Consider the following 16,863-nt stretch of genomic DNA (forward strand, 5'->3'; position numbering starts at 1 on the left):
GAGAGCACTATAGGGTACGCCCAACCAATAGCGTCACTTTCACAGGTGATATGAGGCTCGTATCATCATCGACCCGTCGTCTGTGCCGTTCCCGCAGCCCCGGGGCCTGAGGGGACGACGCGCGGACCGAGGGCGGCTCTGGCTACACTCGCTCCATGATCGACCTGCGCGCGCTTCGCGAGAACCCTGAGCCCTTCCGTGCCAGCCAGCGTGCCCGTGGTGCTGACGCCGGGCTCGTGGACCAGGTTCTGGCGGCTGATGAGGCGCGTCGGCAGGCCCTGGGGGCTTTTGAGAGGCTGCGTGCGGAGCAGAAGACCGTCTCCCGCTCCGTGGGCAAGGCCGCACCGCAGGAGCGTCAGGAGGTTCTGGCCCGGGCCAGGGCGCTCGCGGAGCAGGTCAAGGAGGCTGAGGCGGCCTCCAGCGGGGCCGCTGCCAGGCTGGAGGAGCTGGCCCTCCAGCTGCCCAACCTCATTGCCGGGGCACCCAGTGGGGGGGAGGAGGACTTCGTCGTCCTGCGGCATGAGGGGGGTCGGCCCCGTGACTTCGCCGCCGAGGGCTTCCAGCCCGTGGACCACCTGGCCCTGGGTGAGGGGCTGGACATGATTGACACCCGCCGTGGGGCCAAGGTCTCCGGCTCGCGCTTCTACTTCCTCAAGGGCTGGGGCATGCGCCTGGAGCTGGCCTTGATGACGGCCGCCCTGGACCGGGCGCTGGCTCACGGCTTCACCCCCATGACCACCCCGACGCTGGTGACTCCCCAGGTCATGGGGGGCACAGGCTTCCTGGGTGCCCACAGCGACGAGATCTACTACCTTCCCGCTGACGACCTCTACCTCACCGGGACCTCGGAGGTGGCGCTGGCCGGCTACCACACCGACGAGATCCTGGACCTGGCCAGCGGCCCGCGGCGCTACATGGGCTGGTCCACCTGCTACCGGCGTGAGGCCGGGGCCGCAGGCAAGGACACCCGGGGCATCATCCGGGTCCACCAGTTCAACAAGGCGGAGATGTTCTCCTACTGCCGTCCTGAGGAGGCGGAGCAGGAGCACCAGCGGCTGCTGACCATGGAGGAGGAGATGCTCGCCCTGGTGGACCTGCCCTACCGCGTCATTGACACCGCTGCGGGCGACCTGGGCTCCTCGGCGGCCCGCAAGTTTGACTGCGAGGCCTGGCTGCCCACCCAGGAGAGGTGGATGGAGGTCACCTCCACCTCCAACTGCACCACCTTCCAGGCTCGGCGGTTGGCCGTGCGCGAGCGCCGCGAGGGCGGCACCGCCCCTGTGGCCACGCTCAACGGGACACTGGCGACCACCCGGTGGCTGGTCGCGATCCTGGAGAACCACCAGCAGGCGGACGGGTCCGTGCGCGTACCCGAGGGGCTGCGCCCCTACCTGGGCGGTCGTGAGGTCATCGAGCCCGCTGGTGCCCAGGCCTGAGGCGGCTGCTCACTGTGCCTGCCGCCTCCTCCGCCACACCGCCTGCTGCCTCGCCCGCCATGCCGTCCGTCACCCGCCCCTCCGACCCGCCCCTGTGCCTGGGCGGCGCTGAGGACGTCCCGGGGCGTGGCGTGCACCGGCCCCTGGACCACGAGGAGTACCACACGCTGGTCCAGGAGAGGGTGCGGGACCTGGACCGCCTGCACCAGTCAGGTGGAGTCAGCCTCGTACCTGACCCGCGCACCGTCGTCGCCCTGGACGTGGACGGCACCGTGCTGGACATGGACGGGAGGGTCTCCGAGCGGGTCATGGCCTCTGTCGCCCGCCTGCGCTCCTACGACGTCACGGTGGTGATCTCGACCGGGCGCGGGGTCCAGGCGGCCATGCCTGTGGCCCGTCATATGGGTCTGGTCAGCGGCTGGATGGTGTGTGCCAACGGTGCGCTCACCCTGCGCCTGGACCCTGACGCCCCCGGCGGCTACGAGGTCGTCAGCTCCTGGACCTTCGACCCCACCGCCGCGATCCACACCCTCCTGGAGGCCGTCCCGGACGGGATCGTCGCCGTGGAGGACCCCGGGGCGGGGTTCAAGGTCTCCCGCCCCTTCCCCGATGGGGAGCTGATTGAGGACTACGAGGTGGTCAGCGTCGCCGACCTGTGCTCCACCCCGGTGACCCGGGTGGTCCTGCGTGCCCCGGGCATGCCGGTGGACCGCTTCTCCGCCCTGGTTCGTGGCTCCGGCCTGCACTCGGTGGAGTACGCCGTCGGCTGGACGGCCTGGCTGGACGTGGCGCCGCAGGGCGTGACCAAGGCGAGGGCGCTGGAGGACCTGGTGCAGCGGCTGGGCACGGACGCCTCTCACGCCCTGGCCGTGGGGGACGGCTCCAACGACGTGGAGATGCTCGAGTGGGCCGGGGCGGGAGTCGTCATGGGCAGTGCCCCGCAGTGGGTGCGCGACCGGGGCGACATCGTGACGGAGCCCGTGTGGCGGGACGGCTGCGCGGCCGCCCTGGACGCCATGGTTGAGCGAGTGAGGTAGGACGTATGCGATGTTTTCCGGTTGGCTTCCCGGTCCGTCTCCTGGGGCTGCTGGGTGCTCTCGCCCTGGCGGGTGCCAGCCTGGGGGCCTGCTCCTCTGCTGAGGACCCGGGTGGCCTGGGGGCCGCAGGCGGCTGTGACGCCCTTGACCACCTGGGTACCTTTGATGACGCCGTCGTCACCGTGTCGTCTGCCCTGAGCGACAGCGAGGCGGAGCGTTTTGAGGTCTCCCTGACCGCCTTCGAGGAGTGCACGGGGATTGACGTCGTCCACACCGGCTCGGACTCCATGGAGACCGATCTGCTGGAGGGGGCCGGAGTTGGCTCTACTCCGTCGGCGGGCCAGGGGCTGCCGGACCTGGCGATCGTCCCCCAGCCCGGGCTGGTGGACGAGCTGGCTCGGGCGGGCGCGCTTGTGGCTCTGCCTGACCGGGTCAACGCGAACATCGAGATCGGCTGGAACCGTCAGTGGGCGCAGATGGGCACCTATGACGGTACTCCCTACGCGGCACCGCTCATGGCCTCGGTCAAGTCCTTCATCTGGTACTCGCCGGTGGCCTTTGAGGAGGGCGGCTACGAGGTGCCCCGGTCCTGGGCCGACCTGGAGGCCCTGACCGAGCAGGTGGTGGAGGACCACCCTGACGGGGCGGTCACCCCCTGGTGCCTGGGCCTGGCCGACGGTGAGTCAACTGGCTGGACCATGACGGACTGGCTGGAGGACGCGATGCTGGTTACCCAGGGGCCGGGCGCCTACGACGCCTGGGCCGGGCACCAGTCCGCGCTTGACGACGTCTCCGCTGTCAGGGCGCTCACGGCAGTGGACGACCTGGTCCTGGCCGACGGGCACGTGGACGGTGGCCGGGAGGCCGCTGCCGCCAGGAGCGTGGAGGAGGCGGGTGCTGCCCTGCTGGAGGGGCGCTGCCTCATGCTGCACGCCTCGTCCTCCTTTGAGACCATGCTGCCCGAGGGGACCGTGGTCACCGACACCGACGGGCACAGCCCGGTGGCCTACTCCACGCAGCGTGACACGGAGGACGTCGGGGGCGCGGAGAGCCCCGGAGGCAGGGGGGCGCCCTCCCAGGTCCCCAGCCCGACTGCGAGGCCGACGGCGTCCTCGGCCTCCACGACGGTGCGTACCGGTGCTACCGTCTCCGCCTTCCTCACGCCCTCTGCCGACCGTAGTACCGCCCCGGTGCTCGTGGGCAGCGACTACCTGGTGGCCCTGGCGGAGGGAGAGGCCCAGGCAGCGCTCATGGACTACCTGACCTCGGCGCACTGGGCGCAGGAGAGGGCCTCCCTGGGGGGCGTGGCTACTGCGCACCAGGGTGTGGACGCCTCCCAGATCCCCAGCGACGTGGCCAGGCGTGCCACGACCCTGCTGCAGTCCCGGGAGACCACGGTCCGTATGGATGCCAGCGACTCCATGCCTGCCGTGGTGGGTGCCGAGGCGCTGTGGGCGGACCTGACCCGGTGGACCACGGGCGAGCTCAGTCCCAAGGAGGCCCTGTCCAGCGCGGAGAAGAGCTGGCCCCAGGAGGGCTAGCGGAGCCTCCCCAGGGGCGGCTGGTGCGGGGCAGGTGCGGGGGGGCCTGCCTGCTGCACATCATGGAGCCCACACGGCGAGGGAGTGAGGGACAGGCGCGTCGGGGCCTGCCGCTGGCTGGCTGTGGCCTGGTAGCCTGTGGGCAGACGACGACGGCGCGTTCTGACCACCGCACCACCTCTGCGCCGCCGTCGTCCTCAACACCACGGCACCAGGTCGGGGAGGACTGATGGGACTGGGATGGTTCGGTGCTCCGGAGCACAACCGTTGGCTGGCTGAGGAGACACACGCGCTCCTGCGGTACGCGCGCGGTGCGGCTGTGCCAGCGGGATTCGGCTGGATGGGCCAGGACGGGGCGGTGGACACCTCCCACCCGGTGGAGCTGTGGATCACCGGGCGCATGACTTTCGCGTTCTCCCTGGGTGCCCTCATGGGGATTCCCGGGTGCCGACGCTATGCCGACCACGGTGTGCGGGCGTTGCGGACGGTGCTGCGTGACCACGCCCACGGCGGCTGGCACTCTGCGGTCGGACACAAGCCAGACGCCCAGGGCCACGGTGTCCCGGTGGAGGCGCAGGCCCGCAAGGAGTGCTACCAGCACGCCTTTGTCCTGCTGGCGGCCGCCACGGCTACCGCCGCCGACCGGCCCGGCGCCCACGACCTCCTGCTGGAGGCCACGGCGGTCCAGGACCGCTACTGGTGGGACGAGCGCTACGGGCTGCCGGTGGAGTCCTACGCGGCGGACTTCACCGACCCGGAGGACTACCGGGGGATCAACGCCGCCATGCACACGGTGGAGGCCTACCTGGCTACCGCTGACGTCACCGGCGACGTCAAGTGGCTGGAGCGGGCTGTCCAGGTCATCGACTTCGCCGTCAACGTCCAGGCGCGCGCCAATGACTGGCGGCTGCCGGAGCACTACAACTCCGCCTGGCGTCCTGTGCGGGACTACAACCGTGACCAGCCGGCTCACCCCTTCCGCCCCTATGGGGTCACTCCCGGTCATGGGCTGGAGTGGGCGCGGCTGACCGTCCAGGCCCGGGGGGCGCTGGTGGCGCGCTCGCTGCCGGTGCCGGACTGGATGCTGGACGCTGCCGAGTCCCTCTTTGAGCGCGCCCGTGCTGACGCGTGGAGGGCGGACGGCGCTGCGGGCTTCGTCTACACCACCGACTTCAGCGGCAGCCCGGTGGTGCGCGAGCGCATGCACTGGGTGGTCTGTGAGGGTGTCAGTGCTGCGGCCTCCCTGCGGCGGGCGCTGCTGGACGACGGTCGCGGTGAGATCAACGTCGAGCTCTACGAGCACTGCTACCGCTCCTGGATCGACTACGCCGAGGAGTTCCTCATCACCGAGCCGGGCGTGTGGACCCACGAGCTGGACCAGGACAACCATCCCTCCACCCGGACCTGGGAGGGGCACCCGGACATCTACCACGCGCTGCAGATGACTCTTGTCCCCCGCCTGCCGGTCTGGCCGTGCGCGGGACAGGCCCTGGCGGAGGGACGGCTGGACAGGCCGGAGTCCGCAGTGCCGGTGCACGCCCAGCAGCCCCGGCGGCGCGGGTTCTTCGGGCGCTGAGTCCCAGTGCCGATGGGGGCCGGATCGGTGGCCGGGAGCGCTGCTGGCTCCTGGTCCTTGTCGGTGACGAAGGCCGCCCAGCCCGGGCCGGGCCTGTAGGTGCCCTCGGCTGAGTGAGATGGTAGAGTGACGTCCGTTCCGCCTGGGGCGGGATGCCGGAGAGGTGACAGAGCGGCCGAATGTGGCGGTCTTGAAAACCGCTGTGCGCCTGGCGCACCGGGGGTTCGAATCCCTCCCTCTCCGCGGCGGTCCACTGGACAGCGGTGCTGTGCGTGGGCAGCCTGTCGCCTAACAGGTGATGGAGATGTCGCATAGTGGCCTAGTGCGCCTCCCTGCTAAGGAGGTTGGGGTGGAAGCCCCTCGGGAGTTCGAATCTCCCCATCTCCGCCACGGTCTGTGGTGACCAGGCCCCGCCAGAACTCCTGGCGGGGCCTGGTCATCCTGGGGGAGGCTGTCTGGGCGCGGTGGGGCCAGGTCCGCGCGGTGGCTGCTCGGTGGGGCAGGTATGTGGATCGGCCGAGGAGGCTCGGAGTTCTGTGCCAAGCCTCACGAGACCTGGATTTGTCCAGCGGCGGCGCCCCGAGTAACCTTCATTCCTGTCGGCAACGACGTGCGCCTGTAGCTCAACGGATAGAGCATCTGACTACGGATCAGAAGGTTGGGGGTTCGAATCCCTTCGGGCGCGCCACACCTCGTCATCGGCTGAAGAGTCGGAGGCGGGGTGTTTTCCATGTCTGCGGGTGCTGGCTTCCCGGTGGGTATTGGCTGGTGGGTACTAGCTGGCTGGTGCTGCGGGTACTACCTGCGGGGTGCCCTTGTTGGCTATTCGGCCTCCTGCCCGTCTGGTGCCCTCGCTGGCTGTCGGTGTCTTGTCCGCCCGGTGCCCTGGCGGTGACTCGGCTCCGGCTCGGGGTGGTTGACGGAGGTCGGGGTACGTCGTGCGACTCCCCTGCACTCCGTTGGCGCACCCTGGAGTCGTAAACCGGTACCGGGGAGTTGGCTCGTGCCCGGCAGCGGGACCTGATCCATGTCTCGACTGTCTTGGTTGGCCCCAACGGCCTTGGTTGGCCCCGACTGTCTTGGTTGACCCCGACTGTCTTGGTTGACCCCGACTGTCTTGGTTGACCCCGATCGAGCGTCCGGCCGGGGACGGGAGCCTGTGTTGTCTTTTTTGGTTGTGTCGGCTGGGACGGAGCCGGGCAAGGATGCATGGCGCGATTTGCGGGTGACTGGATTTTGTCGTGTTGTGGTGGCACGAGGTGAACTGGGCTCGCATGCGGAGGTCAAGGCAGGCTGGCGCGGTTCTCGTTCCGGCCGACATTCTCCACCTCAGCATGATCTGCGTGAGACCGCCTCGCACGCCTCACGCCGGGCTGACATAGCGCAGACAACTACTCCTCCCGTGCTCCTGTCCTCCCCTAATCCTGGCTCGCCCTGCCGGTGGGGCACACCACCCCGGCGTCGCTGGTAGGGCGGAGGCGGTGGGGCCGCCCGTTCCTACTGGTGAGGCCTGGCTGATTTCCTTTCGGCCGGTGCTGATCGAACAAGCCCTCGCCTGCACCGCAGGTTTCCTGGGTGGGCGAGGTGGGGGTCGGCTTTCTGGGCGGGTTGCGTGGGGGCCGGCTTTCTGGGCGGGTTGCGTGGGAGCTGGATCCCTGGGCGGGTTGCGTGGGAGCTGGATCCCTGGGCGGGCGAGGTGGGAGTTAACTCTCCGGCTGGATTGTGTGTGAGTGGATGCACGTGGCCCGGCTCAGGGGACCGTACGCTGCGGCACCCCCTGAGCCGGGCCAGTACTTTCTCAGGCCACTACCGCCTCAGGCGGCCTGGTCCTCAGCCTCCGGCAAGGGGTCAGCCGGGCAGATCTCGCCCTCCTCGGGCAGCGTCCCCTCCGTCAGGAAGGTGCTGATCGCTTGGGTGGAGCACGTGTTGCTACCGGCCGAGCCGTGCAGCGCCTCGTTGACGGACAGCAGGTGCCCAGAGTCGAGCTGGTCCGCCAGGGCCACCGACCACGGGTAGGGGGTCTGGGCGTCGTCGTAGACGCCGACCACTAGGATCGGGTCCGATCCCGAGGCGCTGACCGGGGCGGGGTCCCGGGCGTCCTCCGCGTGCCCCCAGCCGTGGCAGAAGGCGTCGATGTAGGCAAGGTCCTCACTGTAGGAGAAGGGGAAGGACTCCTTGAGGTCAGCGGCGTGGGCCTCCCACGCGGCCTCGTCACCGGTGTCGGGGTAGTCGGAGCAGAACACCGCGTTGAAAGCAGCCTCGGAGTTCTTGTCGCTGATCAATTCCTCGGCGGTCTTCGGCGCCTGCTCCAGCGGGTCGCTACCCTGGTTCTTCATGATCCAGGTCTCCCTGTACATGCTGAGCAGCAGGGTACCGTCGTGCCCGTTGACCGCCTGGCCCAGGGCCTTCGTCAGAGAGGGCCAGAGCACCTGCCTCTGCTGGCTGAGGTACTGGATGAGGGAGAGGGTGACAGCCCTGTTGAGCGTTATGTCCACCTCGTCAACCGGGAGCGGGTCAGCGTCCAGGTTGGTGAGGAAGGTGTCGAGCTGGGCCAAGGCCTCCTCCTTGGGGCCGGTCAGCGGGCACGCCTCCTCCGCCAGGCAGGACTCCACGTAGGTGTTGAGCGCGTACTCGTCGTGTGCGATGTTGTCTGAGCGGATCTGGGCGCGGCCGATGGAGGGGTCCATGGCGGAGTCGAGGACTACGCGGCCCACCGTGTCCGGGAAGCGCTCGGCGTAGATGGCGCCCAGGTAGGTGCCGTAGGAGAAGCCTAGGAAGTTGAGCTTCTGGTCACCCACCACGCCGCGCATGACATCCATGTCCTGGACCACCGTGGTGGCGTCCATGTGGTCCAGCAGCTCGGGAACCTGCGAGTACTGCTCGCACGCTGCTGCGTCAGCCTGACCATAGGCGACGTAGTCCGCGGCCGAGCTGGCCTGCTCAGACGCGGCAGTGGCGTCCTCTGGGGCAGTCTGCGGGGTGGTCTCTGGAGTGTCCGTGGACGTGTCGATCCTGGCGCCCGCCTGCTGGTCGAGCTCGGCCTCCAGCTCCTCCTGGCTCCAGCAGGTCAGGGGCGTGGAGCTGCCGACCCCCCTGGGGTCGAAGCCGATGACGTCGTAGGTGGCCAGGGTCTCCGGGGTGAAGAACGTGGAGGCTGCGGGGACGAGGTCAACGCCGCTGCCGCCGGGGCCGCCGGGGTTGAGGAACAGGGAGCCGCCCTCAGCGTCGCCGTCGGAGGCGGGCAGCCTCTTGAGGGCCAGGGTGATGGTCTGCCCGTCGGGCTGGTCGTAGTCCAGCGGCACCGTGAGGGTGGCGCACTCGTACCCCTCGCTGCCGTCCTCGCAGCCGCCCCAGGCCAGGTCCTGGTTGTAGAAGGGTTGCAGGTCGGGGTTCTCGGCGCCGGGGGTGGTGGAGGGCGCTGACTCGGAGCCGGAGTCCGAGCCTGAGGCGGACTGCGACGGCGACGCGTCTGAGCTGGTCGTGCCCGGGTCGGTGCTGCTGCCCGCAGCTGATGCGGGAGACTGCGGGAGGAGCGCGGCCAGAGGCAGCGCCAGACCCAGGGCCAGGGCACTCGCGGCCAGGCGTGACAGTCGGGAGTGTCTGTGTCTCATGGCGTCATCGTCGCGTTACCGCAACGAGACTTCCTCCTCCTTTCGGAGGAGATCACGATACGGTCGCGTCCTCCCTCGGGGGGATTGGAAGGCTGCCGGTCCTGGCGACCTACCGGCGCCAGTCGCATCTTCCCCCCGGGGGGCTAGAGACAGAGCGCACCTGGCCAGCGTCCGTAGGAAGTCCCCTCCGGGGGTGGCATGGAGCCTGACCCGGTCAGCGGCCGTACAGGCTCGGTGGCGCCCACGCGAGCTGGAGCACCCGTACGCCTTCGTCGCGGGTGATGAGGCGTGCCCGCCCGGGGGGCCCGGGCACAGGCTTCTGCCGACCCAGCAGCGGCCCCTCCTCCGGGTTGCCCGGGAGCATGATCCCGGGCGTGGACAGGTCGGTGAGTGTCTGCATGACCGGCTCGAACATGCCACGGGTGGCTCCACCGATACGCCGGGTCAGCACCAGGTGCAGGCCGATGTCCTGGGCCTGGGCCAGCAGGGGCTGGAGAACGAGCAGCGGGTTGGCCTGGCCAGTGACCACCAGGTCGTAGTCATCCACCAGCAGGTAGATCTCCGGCCCCTCCCACCACGAGCGGGTGCGCAGCTGCTCGGGAGTCACCTGCGGCCCGGGCAGCCGTCGCTGAAGGTAGTCGTGCAGGCTACGGAACTCCTCCGCCGCAGCGTCACGGGTCGTGAGGTAGACCAGCATGTGCTCTTCCGAGACCTCACCCAGCAGGGAGCGCCGCAGGTCAAGGACAATCAGCCGCGCCTGGTCGGGCCGGTAGCACCGGCTCAGCTCAGCCGCCAGGGCGCGCAGGAAGGAGGACTTTCCGGTCTTGGCGTCGCCGAGCACGATAAGACTGGGGTCCTTGCGCATATCAAGTTCCACCGGTGCCAGGCGGGCCTCGTCAAGGCCGATCACAGGCCCAGAGCGGGCGGGTACCCGCTCCCGCAGCGTGGCCAGCTCCACACGGGTAGGTAGGAGGCGGAGCTTAGGTCCGGGTGCGCCCTTCCACGCGCTGGCCACCGCGCGGCAGGCCCGCTCCACGCCCTGGGCCAGGGTGGCCGGGTCATGGTCGCCGTCGATGCGCGGCAGGGCCACGAGCATGTGGTGGCCCTGGGCGTCAAGGCCACGCCCCGGCCTGCCTCGGGGCACGGCCCGGGCCACCTTGCGGCCGTGCTCGGAGTCAGCAGCGTCACCCATGCGCAGCTCGATCCTGGTGCCGATCAGGTCACGGATCTGGGGGCGCACGTCCATCCACCGCACCGAGGACAGGACAAAGTGGACGCCCAGCGCCAGCGCCCGCGAGGCCAGGCTCATCATCTGCGCAGCGACATCCTCGAAGTCCGCGCGCAGGGTGCCCCAGCCGTCCACGACCAGGAAGACGTCCCCGTACCCGTCGTCGAGGTTCCCGGCGGCACGCTGGTGGCGGTAGGTCTGGATGGAGTCCACCCGGTTCGCCCGGAAGTAGCGCTCCCGGTCGTCAAGCAGGGAGGAGATCTCAGCCATGATCCGGTTCACCACGTCAGGGTCGTCGCGGGTGGCCATGCCTGCCAGGTGCGGCAGGTCCTGCATGGTGGCAAAGGTCCCACCACCCATGTCGATGACGTAGAGCTGGACCTCCGCTGGGGTGCGGGTGAGGGCCAGGCCCATCAGGAGCGAGCGCAGGGTGGTGGACTTGCCGGTCAGCGGTGCGCCGACCACCGCCACGTGCCCGCCCGCCCCTGACAGGTCCACGGTGAGGTGCTCCCGGCGCTGCTCCAGGGGGATGTCGGTGACCCCCAGGGGCAGCACCAGGTCGCCGCGTGACCTCCAGGAGGGGGAGACCAGCCCTAGCGTGGCGTCAGCCACCAGGTCGCCGGTCAGAGAGTCGAGCGTCTCGCTGACGTCCAGGGGCGGCAGCCAGATCTGGTGGGCAGGGGTGCCGTGCCCCACCATCCGGCTCACGGCGATGTCCAGCATGGACATGTCCGCGTAAGGGTCGTCCTCGTGGAGGTCATCGTAGGAGTCGTTGCTGTCTGCGGCGGCCGGGTCTGGGACCGGCGCGGGTGACATGACGGGCGGTGTGGCCGACGGAGGCGGCGGGGGCGGTGGCGGGGGAGGAGAGGTTGCTGCTCCAGGGCTAGCAGGCACCGTGCCGGCAGCCGCCGCCTCGACAGCCCTGACAGTCTCAACGGCCGTGAAGGGGAGCACCTCGACCGGGCCGGTGGGACGAGGGGCCACCGAGATCTCCTCGCCCCGGTGTGACTGCGGGGAGGAGCGCGCAGGCGGCCTGCCTGCCACGTAGGCGGCCCGGAAACGGGTCATAGTCTGGTTGTCGCTCTTGAGGAAACCCGATCCAGGCAGGGAGGGCAGCTCGTAGGCGTCGGTGACCCCTAGGACCACACGGGACTCCATGGCGGAGAAGGTGCGCAGGCCGATCCGGTAGGACAGGTGGGAGTCCAGCCCGTGCAGCCGACCCTCGTCCAGGCGCTGGGAGGACATGAGCAGGTGGACTTGCAGGGAGCGGCCCAGGCGGCCGATAGCCACGAAGGAGTCGATGAGCTCGGACCTGGCGGACAGCAGCTCGGAGAACTCGTCGAGGATGACCAGCAGGGCGGGTAGGACCGGGCCGTCGTGGCGTCCCGCGCGGCGGGCCTCCTCGTAGTCGGAGACGTTAGCGTAGTTCCCGGTGTCGCGCAGGATCTCCTGGCGTCTCACCATCTCTCCACGCAGGGCCTCCTCCATGCGGTCAACCAGGTCTAGCTCGCTCTCCAGGTTGGAGATCATGGCGGACACGTGGGGGAGCTCGGACATGCCGGCGAAGGTGGCTCCGCCCTTGAAGTCAACCAGGACAAAGTTGAGCTGCTCGGGTGAGTGGGTCAGTGAGAGTGCCAGGACCAGCGTGCGCAGGACCTCCGACTTGCCCGAGCCAGTCGCCCCGACCAGCAGCCCGTGGGGACCCATCCCACCCTCGGCCGACTCCTTGATGTCCAGGCTCACCGGCTCTCCCTCGGGAGTCACCCCGAAGGGGATGTTGAGGCGCTGGTCACCGGTGCGTCGTGCCCACCGCTGCTGCGGGTCAAAGTCGCGCACGTCACCGAGCCCGAGCAGCTCCATGAGGTCGGCCGAGCGGGCAGGGTCGGAGGTGCCCACGGGGGCGGCGACCACCTCCTCCCCAGCCGTGCTGAACCGGGCGGCCAGACGGCGGGCCACCACCTCGGCACCCTGGGCGCTGAGCAGGTCGGTGACCACCGGGACCGGGTCCTGGCCTGCGGCCAGGAGCTGTGCCACGGGTTCGTCCGCCCCAGCAGCACCAGGGGACAGGACCAGGCGTAGCCTGGTCCGTGACACCGTGTGCGACGGGATATCCACCAGCTCCACTACCGTGACGCCAGGCAGGTCTGGCTGTGCCGCCAGCGATAAGGACGGGGGGATGCGAGAACCGTCAACCACGACGAGGACGTGGGGGTGTACTCCGTCCGCGTCCTGGTGGTCCTGTTCCTGATGCTTCCAGGAGGAGAGACCGTGCCTCTCCAGAACCTCCGGCAGCCTGCCGGCCAGGGCCTCCAGTGAGGTGGCGACGAGGCGGGCGGGGCCGACGGCGTCCTCCACCCGGTCGGACCAGGCGTGGGGAGCCCACTTGACCCACTCCCACTCCGGCAGGTGCTCCTGGGCGGCCACCACGACCACGCGCAGCATGCTGGGTGGCGTCAGGGTCATGAGGTGAGCGAGCAACGCCCTGACCTGTGCCCGGGTGGTCTCGCCCGCTCCGGCGAGCTCGAGATGAGAGATACCGCTCAGGGAGGTGCTCAGCGGGAGCGCGTCCACGTCGGTGTGGGTGTCCAGGAACCGCCGCATCGCCGACTCGCACACCGGGTCCGGGCTGGCCAGCGCACCCAGCTCCTCCGCCTCCAGCCTGGCCGCCAGCGGCTGGGTGGAACGTCCCACCCGGACCCTCAGCGGGTCCGAGCCAGAGCGGGCGCGCTCCCACACGCGCACACCCTGGTGGGCCAGGAACGGCAGCGCCTCAGGGTCCGGCAGGAGGGAGAGGGCGCGACGGCGCTGGAGCGCGGCCGTGCTGCGCACAGTGTCACGGACCTCCGAGAGGTAGGCCAGGTACTCCCGCCGCTGGTTGGCGACGTTGTTCCTGTGCTGCCGGACCTGGCGGTAGATGTTGGCCGCCACCATGGACAGCATCGCGACCACCATGCCGCCACCCATGAACATCATCCGGGTGTTGCTGCTGTTGGACACCGCCATGAACACCATGACGCCCATCGAGCCCGTCAGCGGCAGCACCATGGCCAGCGTGCTGGTCGTGTCCTGGGGGATGATGGCGTTGGGAGGCGCCTTGACCTCGATCGTCTCGGTCGGGGCCTCCAGGGCCTCGGGTCCGCTGGTGGCGGCGTCGTTCATGGGGCCTTCCGTCGGGGTCCGGGGCGGTCAGCAGATGAGACGTGCCATCCGCTTCTGCCACTGCGTGCTCGCTCGATAGAATCGTGACTACCCTACCCACAGTAGTGGCTGGCCCGGTGGCCTGTCCTGCGTCCTGCCGACCCTGCCCCGCCGTCCTTGGAGCGTGTACCCGGAATGAGTACGACCAGCACGCACGTGACCCTCGTGCATGAGGGGGAGCGGCTCGACGTGGCCGTGCGCACCGGGACGACGGTTGCCGCCCTCCTGTTCTCCCAGACCGCCCGCCTCGGGTTCCAGGAGGTGAGCGTGACCACGGTCGATGGCGGCTACGTGGGTGGTGGTGACGTCCTGGGCACTGACGTACCGGACGGTAGCGTCCTGCTTCTTGGCGACGACGGCGCCCTACGAGGCTCGGGCAGGGGTGCCCGGCTGGCCCCGGCTGGTGGGCAGGCGCTGCGAGGCACGTCGCTGCTCCTTCCTGCGACCCTCCTGGTGGCGCTGCTCGTCCTGCTGCTAGGTGGGCTGCCCGCAGTGGCTGGGTGGCCGGTGCTCCTGCCCCCGGCGGCCAGGGCGGCAGGAGCGGCGCTCGTGCTCCTCCTGGTCGCCTGCGCCCCCTGGCACATGAGGGAGGGGCCTCCCGCGCGCGAGGCCGCCGCCTGCCTGGGCCTGCCCCTCCTGGGGGCGGCGGGTGCGGTGCTGCTGGTCCCTGGAGGGCTGGCGGACCCGGACGCGGCGACGGCGCTGGCGGCCTCCTGGGGCGCTGCGACCGCAGCCCTGCTCCTGTGGCTGGTCTGCCGTGGTGCCGGGCGCGCGGTGCCGGCCTGGTCCTGGACGCTCCTCGCGGTCCTGGTTACCGGCTGTTACGCCCTGAGCCTGCCTCTGCGGCCTGTGCTCCTGGTCGTTACCGCGCTCGGGGCCGTGGGCGGCCTGCTGGTTCCCGGCCTTGCCATGAGCTCTCCGGACAACCAGGTCCTGGACCTGGAGGCGCGCAGGCTCGTGGGAAGGTCGGTTCGTGAGCGCAGGCCGGGCAAGGTGGCGCGTGTCACTGGCGTCCGGGCCGCCCGCACCGTCCGGGAGGCGCTGGTTGTCTCCGTGGAGCTGGAGCTGGTCCTGGCCGCGATGGTGGTGGCTGGCAGCCTCGCGGTCCTGCGGGTCGCCGCCACAGAGGGCGTGGTGGCGTGGGGCGCACGGGCCGAGCTCGTGGCCGTCGTCGCCCTGCTGCTGCTCAGGCCGCGAACGGCCCGGTCCAGGGCGCTGCGCCTGCTGCCACGGATTGCGGTCGCGGCAGTCGTGGTCGCTGCGGTCCTGGCCGTTTGCCTGTCCGGCCCCGACGACGTCCTGGTCACCACGGTCTCCGGTGCCTCTGCCACCATGGTTGCTGGCGCCCTCGTGCTGGCTGGGGGCGGGCTGCTGGCCGCTGGCGTGCGGCTCAGCCTCCAGCCCTCGGCGTGGTGGGGCCGGGCCGGTGACATCGCGCAGGGGCTCGCGGCCCTGTGCGCGCTGCCAGCAGCAGTAGTTGCTGCTGGACTGATCGACACGATGAGGCAGATATGAGCCAGATGCGACCCGTTCCTGCTGCTGCCGCCCGAGGCGTCCACACCTCGTGGCGGGCGCTGTCGGCTGCGGAGGCGGCTGCCGCCGCGCTCCTGGACGTCCTGGCGGTGCTCCTGCCTGCAGTGGCTGTCGGCCTCGGACTGGGATCAGGGCCTCTTGCCTGGATCGTCGCCCTGGAGGTCCTGGTACTGCTGGTGCTGATGGAGGCCCGCTCGGGGCGCACGCCGGGCCTGCTGGCGGTGTCGGCGACCTCCTGCGCACCTGCCCGGGGCAGCGCGCCAGACCTGGGCCGGGCTGCGGCCCGTGCCGCCCTGCGTCCGCTGCTGCCGTTCACGCGGCGGGCTGTCAGTGGTGTGGGTGCGGGCGTGAGTGGTGAGGACGTCTATCTCGGTATCAGGTGGTCCGTGCTTGACCTGCTGACCGGGACGGTCACGCTCACGAGCCGCCCGGCTCCGGGTACCACCCGGAGGGGCGGTACAAGGCTGGCGAGGCGCCCTGCGGCCTCTGGGTTCCCTGACTCTGCTGGCACACCTGCACCGTCTGCTGTGCCCAGTCCATTTGCCCTGCCTGCCCCGCCGGTGCTGTCAGCAGCCAGCGTGCTGCCGACCCCGTCCACCGCGCCGACGGCCACCGTGCAGGTTCCCGCTGTCTCTCCACCGGTGCCGCCTGCCCCACCGCCCGTGCCCCCCGCTCCAGCGGGGGCCGTCGTCTCCAGCGACCTGCCTACGCCTGAGGAGGCTGTGTCGGCGGCTACCGTGCCGGTACAGCCGCGACGCGCTCCTCGGCACCGGGCGGCGACCCCGGCTGAGGCGCCGTGACAGATGTGGGCGGGGGTGCCCGGGGACCTACCCGGGGCACCCCTGCCCACATCTACTGAACGGTGTCTATCCGTGCCTGTCCGCCCTGTCTGCGTGTTGCCCGCGGACGCGGGCAACACCTCGGGAAAGAGAAGTCGGCCGTCTGCTGCGACCAGCCCTTCCAGGCGGGTCAGGCGCCGAACAGGCCTGCTGCGCTGGAGTCGGTCGAGCTGTAGTTCGCCGACGAGGTGGACACGTGGGCACCCAGGCGGCCGATCTGGGCCTGCATGTCGTTGAGCGCCGCCCGGCACTCGGCCATGGCGATCGTGTACTGCTGCTGCGCCTGGCCGCTCCAGTCAGACTGGGTGGGCCTCAGCTCGGCGTCCATGTTCTCCACGTTGGCCGCGCTCTGTGCGGAAGCCTGCGTCATAGCCTGGGACAGGGCCTCCAGGGAGCCGTAGTTCACAAGCAAGTCGGTCATCTGTGGTCTCCTTTGGTAATGCTGTGTCGTTGGGTGGCGTTGGATGGTGTATATCGAGGCGTACCTGTGGCTCACGGATGCCTCGCTGCCCCGGTGAGCCGTTGGGGTCAGCCGGGCAGGCCGTGGTAGCTCCCTGCGCTCGCACCGATCTTCACGGCGGCCGAGGCTGCCTCCTCCTCGGTGGCCTGGTAGCTTTTGTCGGTGCTGCGCAGGGCCTCCTCCAGGCTGTTGAGGGCTCGGTCGATGCGGTTGGCGGCCTCCATCCACTGGGTCACGACTTGAGTGACTGCTGTCGCACCCGTTCCCTTCCACCCGGCCTGGGACTGTGCTGAGGCGTCCGAGACGCGACTGGCGATGGTCTTCTGCTCTGCCCGGTGCGTGGACACGGTGTTTGCTGCGTTGACAAGTGTCCCGCTACCAGCGGCAAGATTCTGGGCCATTGG

At 70.0% G+C, this 16,863-nt stretch carries 10 protein-coding genes and 3 tRNA genes; 9 read left to right on the forward strand and 4 right to left on the reverse strand.

Annotation, left to right across the window (positions count from 1 at the left end; all coding sequences use genetic code 11):
- Nucleotides 1–155: 155 nt before the first annotated feature.
- The 7 genes from serS (at nucleotide 156) to CWS50_RS00715 (ending at nucleotide 6,278) form a co-directional block, all read left to right on the forward strand.
- Nucleotides 156–1,436: a serine--tRNA ligase gene (gene serS / locus CWS50_RS00685; protein WP_127841254.1), complete on the forward strand. Its 1,281-nt coding sequence runs from the start codon at nucleotides 156–158 to the stop codon at nucleotides 1,434–1,436.
- Between the two features lie 14 nt (nucleotides 1,437–1,450).
- On the forward strand, nucleotides 1,451–2,473 hold the full coding sequence (locus tag CWS50_RS00690) for an HAD family hydrolase (RefSeq protein ID WP_423243485.1): 1,023 nt from the start codon (nucleotides 1,451–1,453) through the stop codon (nucleotides 2,471–2,473).
- 5 nt (nucleotides 2,474–2,478) lie between these two features.
- Nucleotides 2,479–4,014 (forward strand): ABC transporter substrate-binding protein, encoded by a 1,536-nt coding sequence (locus CWS50_RS00695; protein WP_127841255.1) that lies wholly within the window; start codon nucleotides 2,479–2,481, stop codon nucleotides 4,012–4,014.
- Between the two features lie 229 nt (nucleotides 4,015–4,243).
- Nucleotides 4,244–5,590: an AGE family epimerase/isomerase gene (locus CWS50_RS00700; RefSeq protein WP_127841256.1), complete on the forward strand. Its 1,347-nt coding sequence runs from the start codon at nucleotides 4,244–4,246 to the stop codon at nucleotides 5,588–5,590.
- A gap of 157 nt (nucleotides 5,591–5,747) precedes the next feature.
- Nucleotides 5,748–5,833, forward strand: a tRNA-Ser gene (locus tag CWS50_RS00705).
- 57 nt (nucleotides 5,834–5,890) lie between these two features.
- A tRNA-Ser gene (locus CWS50_RS00710) sits at nucleotides 5,891–5,980 on the forward strand.
- A gap of 222 nt (nucleotides 5,981–6,202) precedes the next feature.
- Nucleotides 6,203–6,278, forward strand: a tRNA-Arg gene (locus CWS50_RS00715).
- A 1,126-nt stretch (nucleotides 6,279–7,404) separates the two neighbouring features.
- Here CWS50_RS00715 and CWS50_RS00720 read toward each other — a convergent pair.
- Both CWS50_RS00720 and eccCa read right to left on the reverse strand, forming a co-directional pair.
- The gene (locus tag CWS50_RS00720) at nucleotides 7,405–9,201 is read right to left on the reverse strand and encodes an alpha/beta hydrolase (protein WP_127841257.1); all 1,797 of its coding nucleotides are present in this window, start codon (nucleotides 9,199–9,201) and stop codon (nucleotides 7,405–7,407) included.
- A 214-nt stretch (nucleotides 9,202–9,415) separates the two neighbouring features.
- Complete coding sequence (gene eccCa, locus CWS50_RS00725; RefSeq protein ID WP_127841258.1) at nucleotides 9,416–13,588, reverse strand: type VII secretion protein EccCa; 4,173 nt, start codon at nucleotides 13,586–13,588, stop codon at nucleotides 9,416–9,418.
- Between the two features lie 174 nt (nucleotides 13,589–13,762).
- Here eccCa and CWS50_RS00730 point away from each other — a divergent pair, with 174 nt between their 5' ends.
- Together CWS50_RS00730 and CWS50_RS00735 are read left to right on the forward strand one after the other, a co-directional pair.
- Nucleotides 13,763–15,142, forward strand: coding sequence for a hypothetical protein (locus tag CWS50_RS00730; RefSeq protein WP_127841259.1), 1,380 nt, complete (start codon nucleotides 13,763–13,765; stop codon nucleotides 15,140–15,142).
- Complete coding sequence (locus tag CWS50_RS00735; RefSeq protein ID WP_127841260.1) at nucleotides 15,139–15,960, forward strand: hypothetical protein; 822 nt, start codon at nucleotides 15,139–15,141, stop codon at nucleotides 15,958–15,960. The genes CWS50_RS00730 and CWS50_RS00735 overlap by 4 nt, the downstream gene beginning before the upstream one ends.
- A gap of 169 nt (nucleotides 15,961–16,129) precedes the next feature.
- Here the strand turns inward: CWS50_RS00735 and CWS50_RS00740 are convergent, their stop codons facing one another.
- Together CWS50_RS00740 and CWS50_RS00745 are read right to left on the reverse strand one after the other, a co-directional pair.
- Nucleotides 16,130–16,420, reverse strand: a complete 291-nt coding sequence (locus CWS50_RS00740) for a WXG100 family type VII secretion target (protein ID WP_127841261.1) — start codon at nucleotides 16,418–16,420, stop codon at nucleotides 16,130–16,132.
- Between the two features lie 107 nt (nucleotides 16,421–16,527).
- Nucleotides 16,528–16,860 (reverse strand): WXG100 family type VII secretion target, encoded by a 333-nt coding sequence (locus tag CWS50_RS00745; protein ID WP_127841262.1) that lies wholly within the window; start codon nucleotides 16,858–16,860, stop codon nucleotides 16,528–16,530.
- Nucleotides 16,861–16,863 lie beyond the last annotated feature (3 nt).

It is taken from the genome of Actinomyces wuliandei, assembly GCF_004010955.1.
Classification (GTDB): Bacteria; Actinomycetota; Actinomycetes; order Actinomycetales; family Actinomycetaceae; genus Actinomyces; species Actinomyces wuliandei.

Coding starts and splice junctions, on each gene's coding strand:
- eccCa (WP_127841258.1), bottom strand. CDS start 13,588: ATGAACGACGCCGCCACCAGCGGACCCGAGGCCCTGGAGGCCCCGACC.
- CWS50_RS00735 (WP_127841260.1), top strand. CDS start 15,139: ATGAGCCAGATGCGACCCGTTCCTGCTGCTGCCGCCCGAGGCGTCCAC.
- CWS50_RS00695 (WP_127841255.1), top strand. CDS start 2,479: ATGCGATGTTTTCCGGTTGGCTTCCCGGTCCGTCTCCTGGGGCTGCTG.
- CWS50_RS00720 (WP_127841257.1), bottom strand. CDS start 9,201: ATGAGACACAGACACTCCCGACTGTCACGCCTGGCCGCGAGTGCCCTG.
- serS (WP_127841254.1), top strand. CDS start 156: ATGATCGACCTGCGCGCGCTTCGCGAGAACCCTGAGCCCTTCCGTGCC.
- CWS50_RS00700 (WP_127841256.1), top strand. CDS start 4,244: ATGGGACTGGGATGGTTCGGTGCTCCGGAGCACAACCGTTGGCTGGCT.
- CWS50_RS00730 (WP_127841259.1), top strand. CDS start 13,763: ATGAGTACGACCAGCACGCACGTGACCCTCGTGCATGAGGGGGAGCGG.
- CWS50_RS00740 (WP_127841261.1), bottom strand. CDS start 16,420: ATGACCGACTTGCTTGTGAACTACGGCTCCCTGGAGGCCCTGTCCCAG.
- CWS50_RS00745 (WP_127841262.1), bottom strand. CDS start 16,860: ATGGCCCAGAATCTTGCCGCTGGTAGCGGGACACTTGTCAACGCAGCA.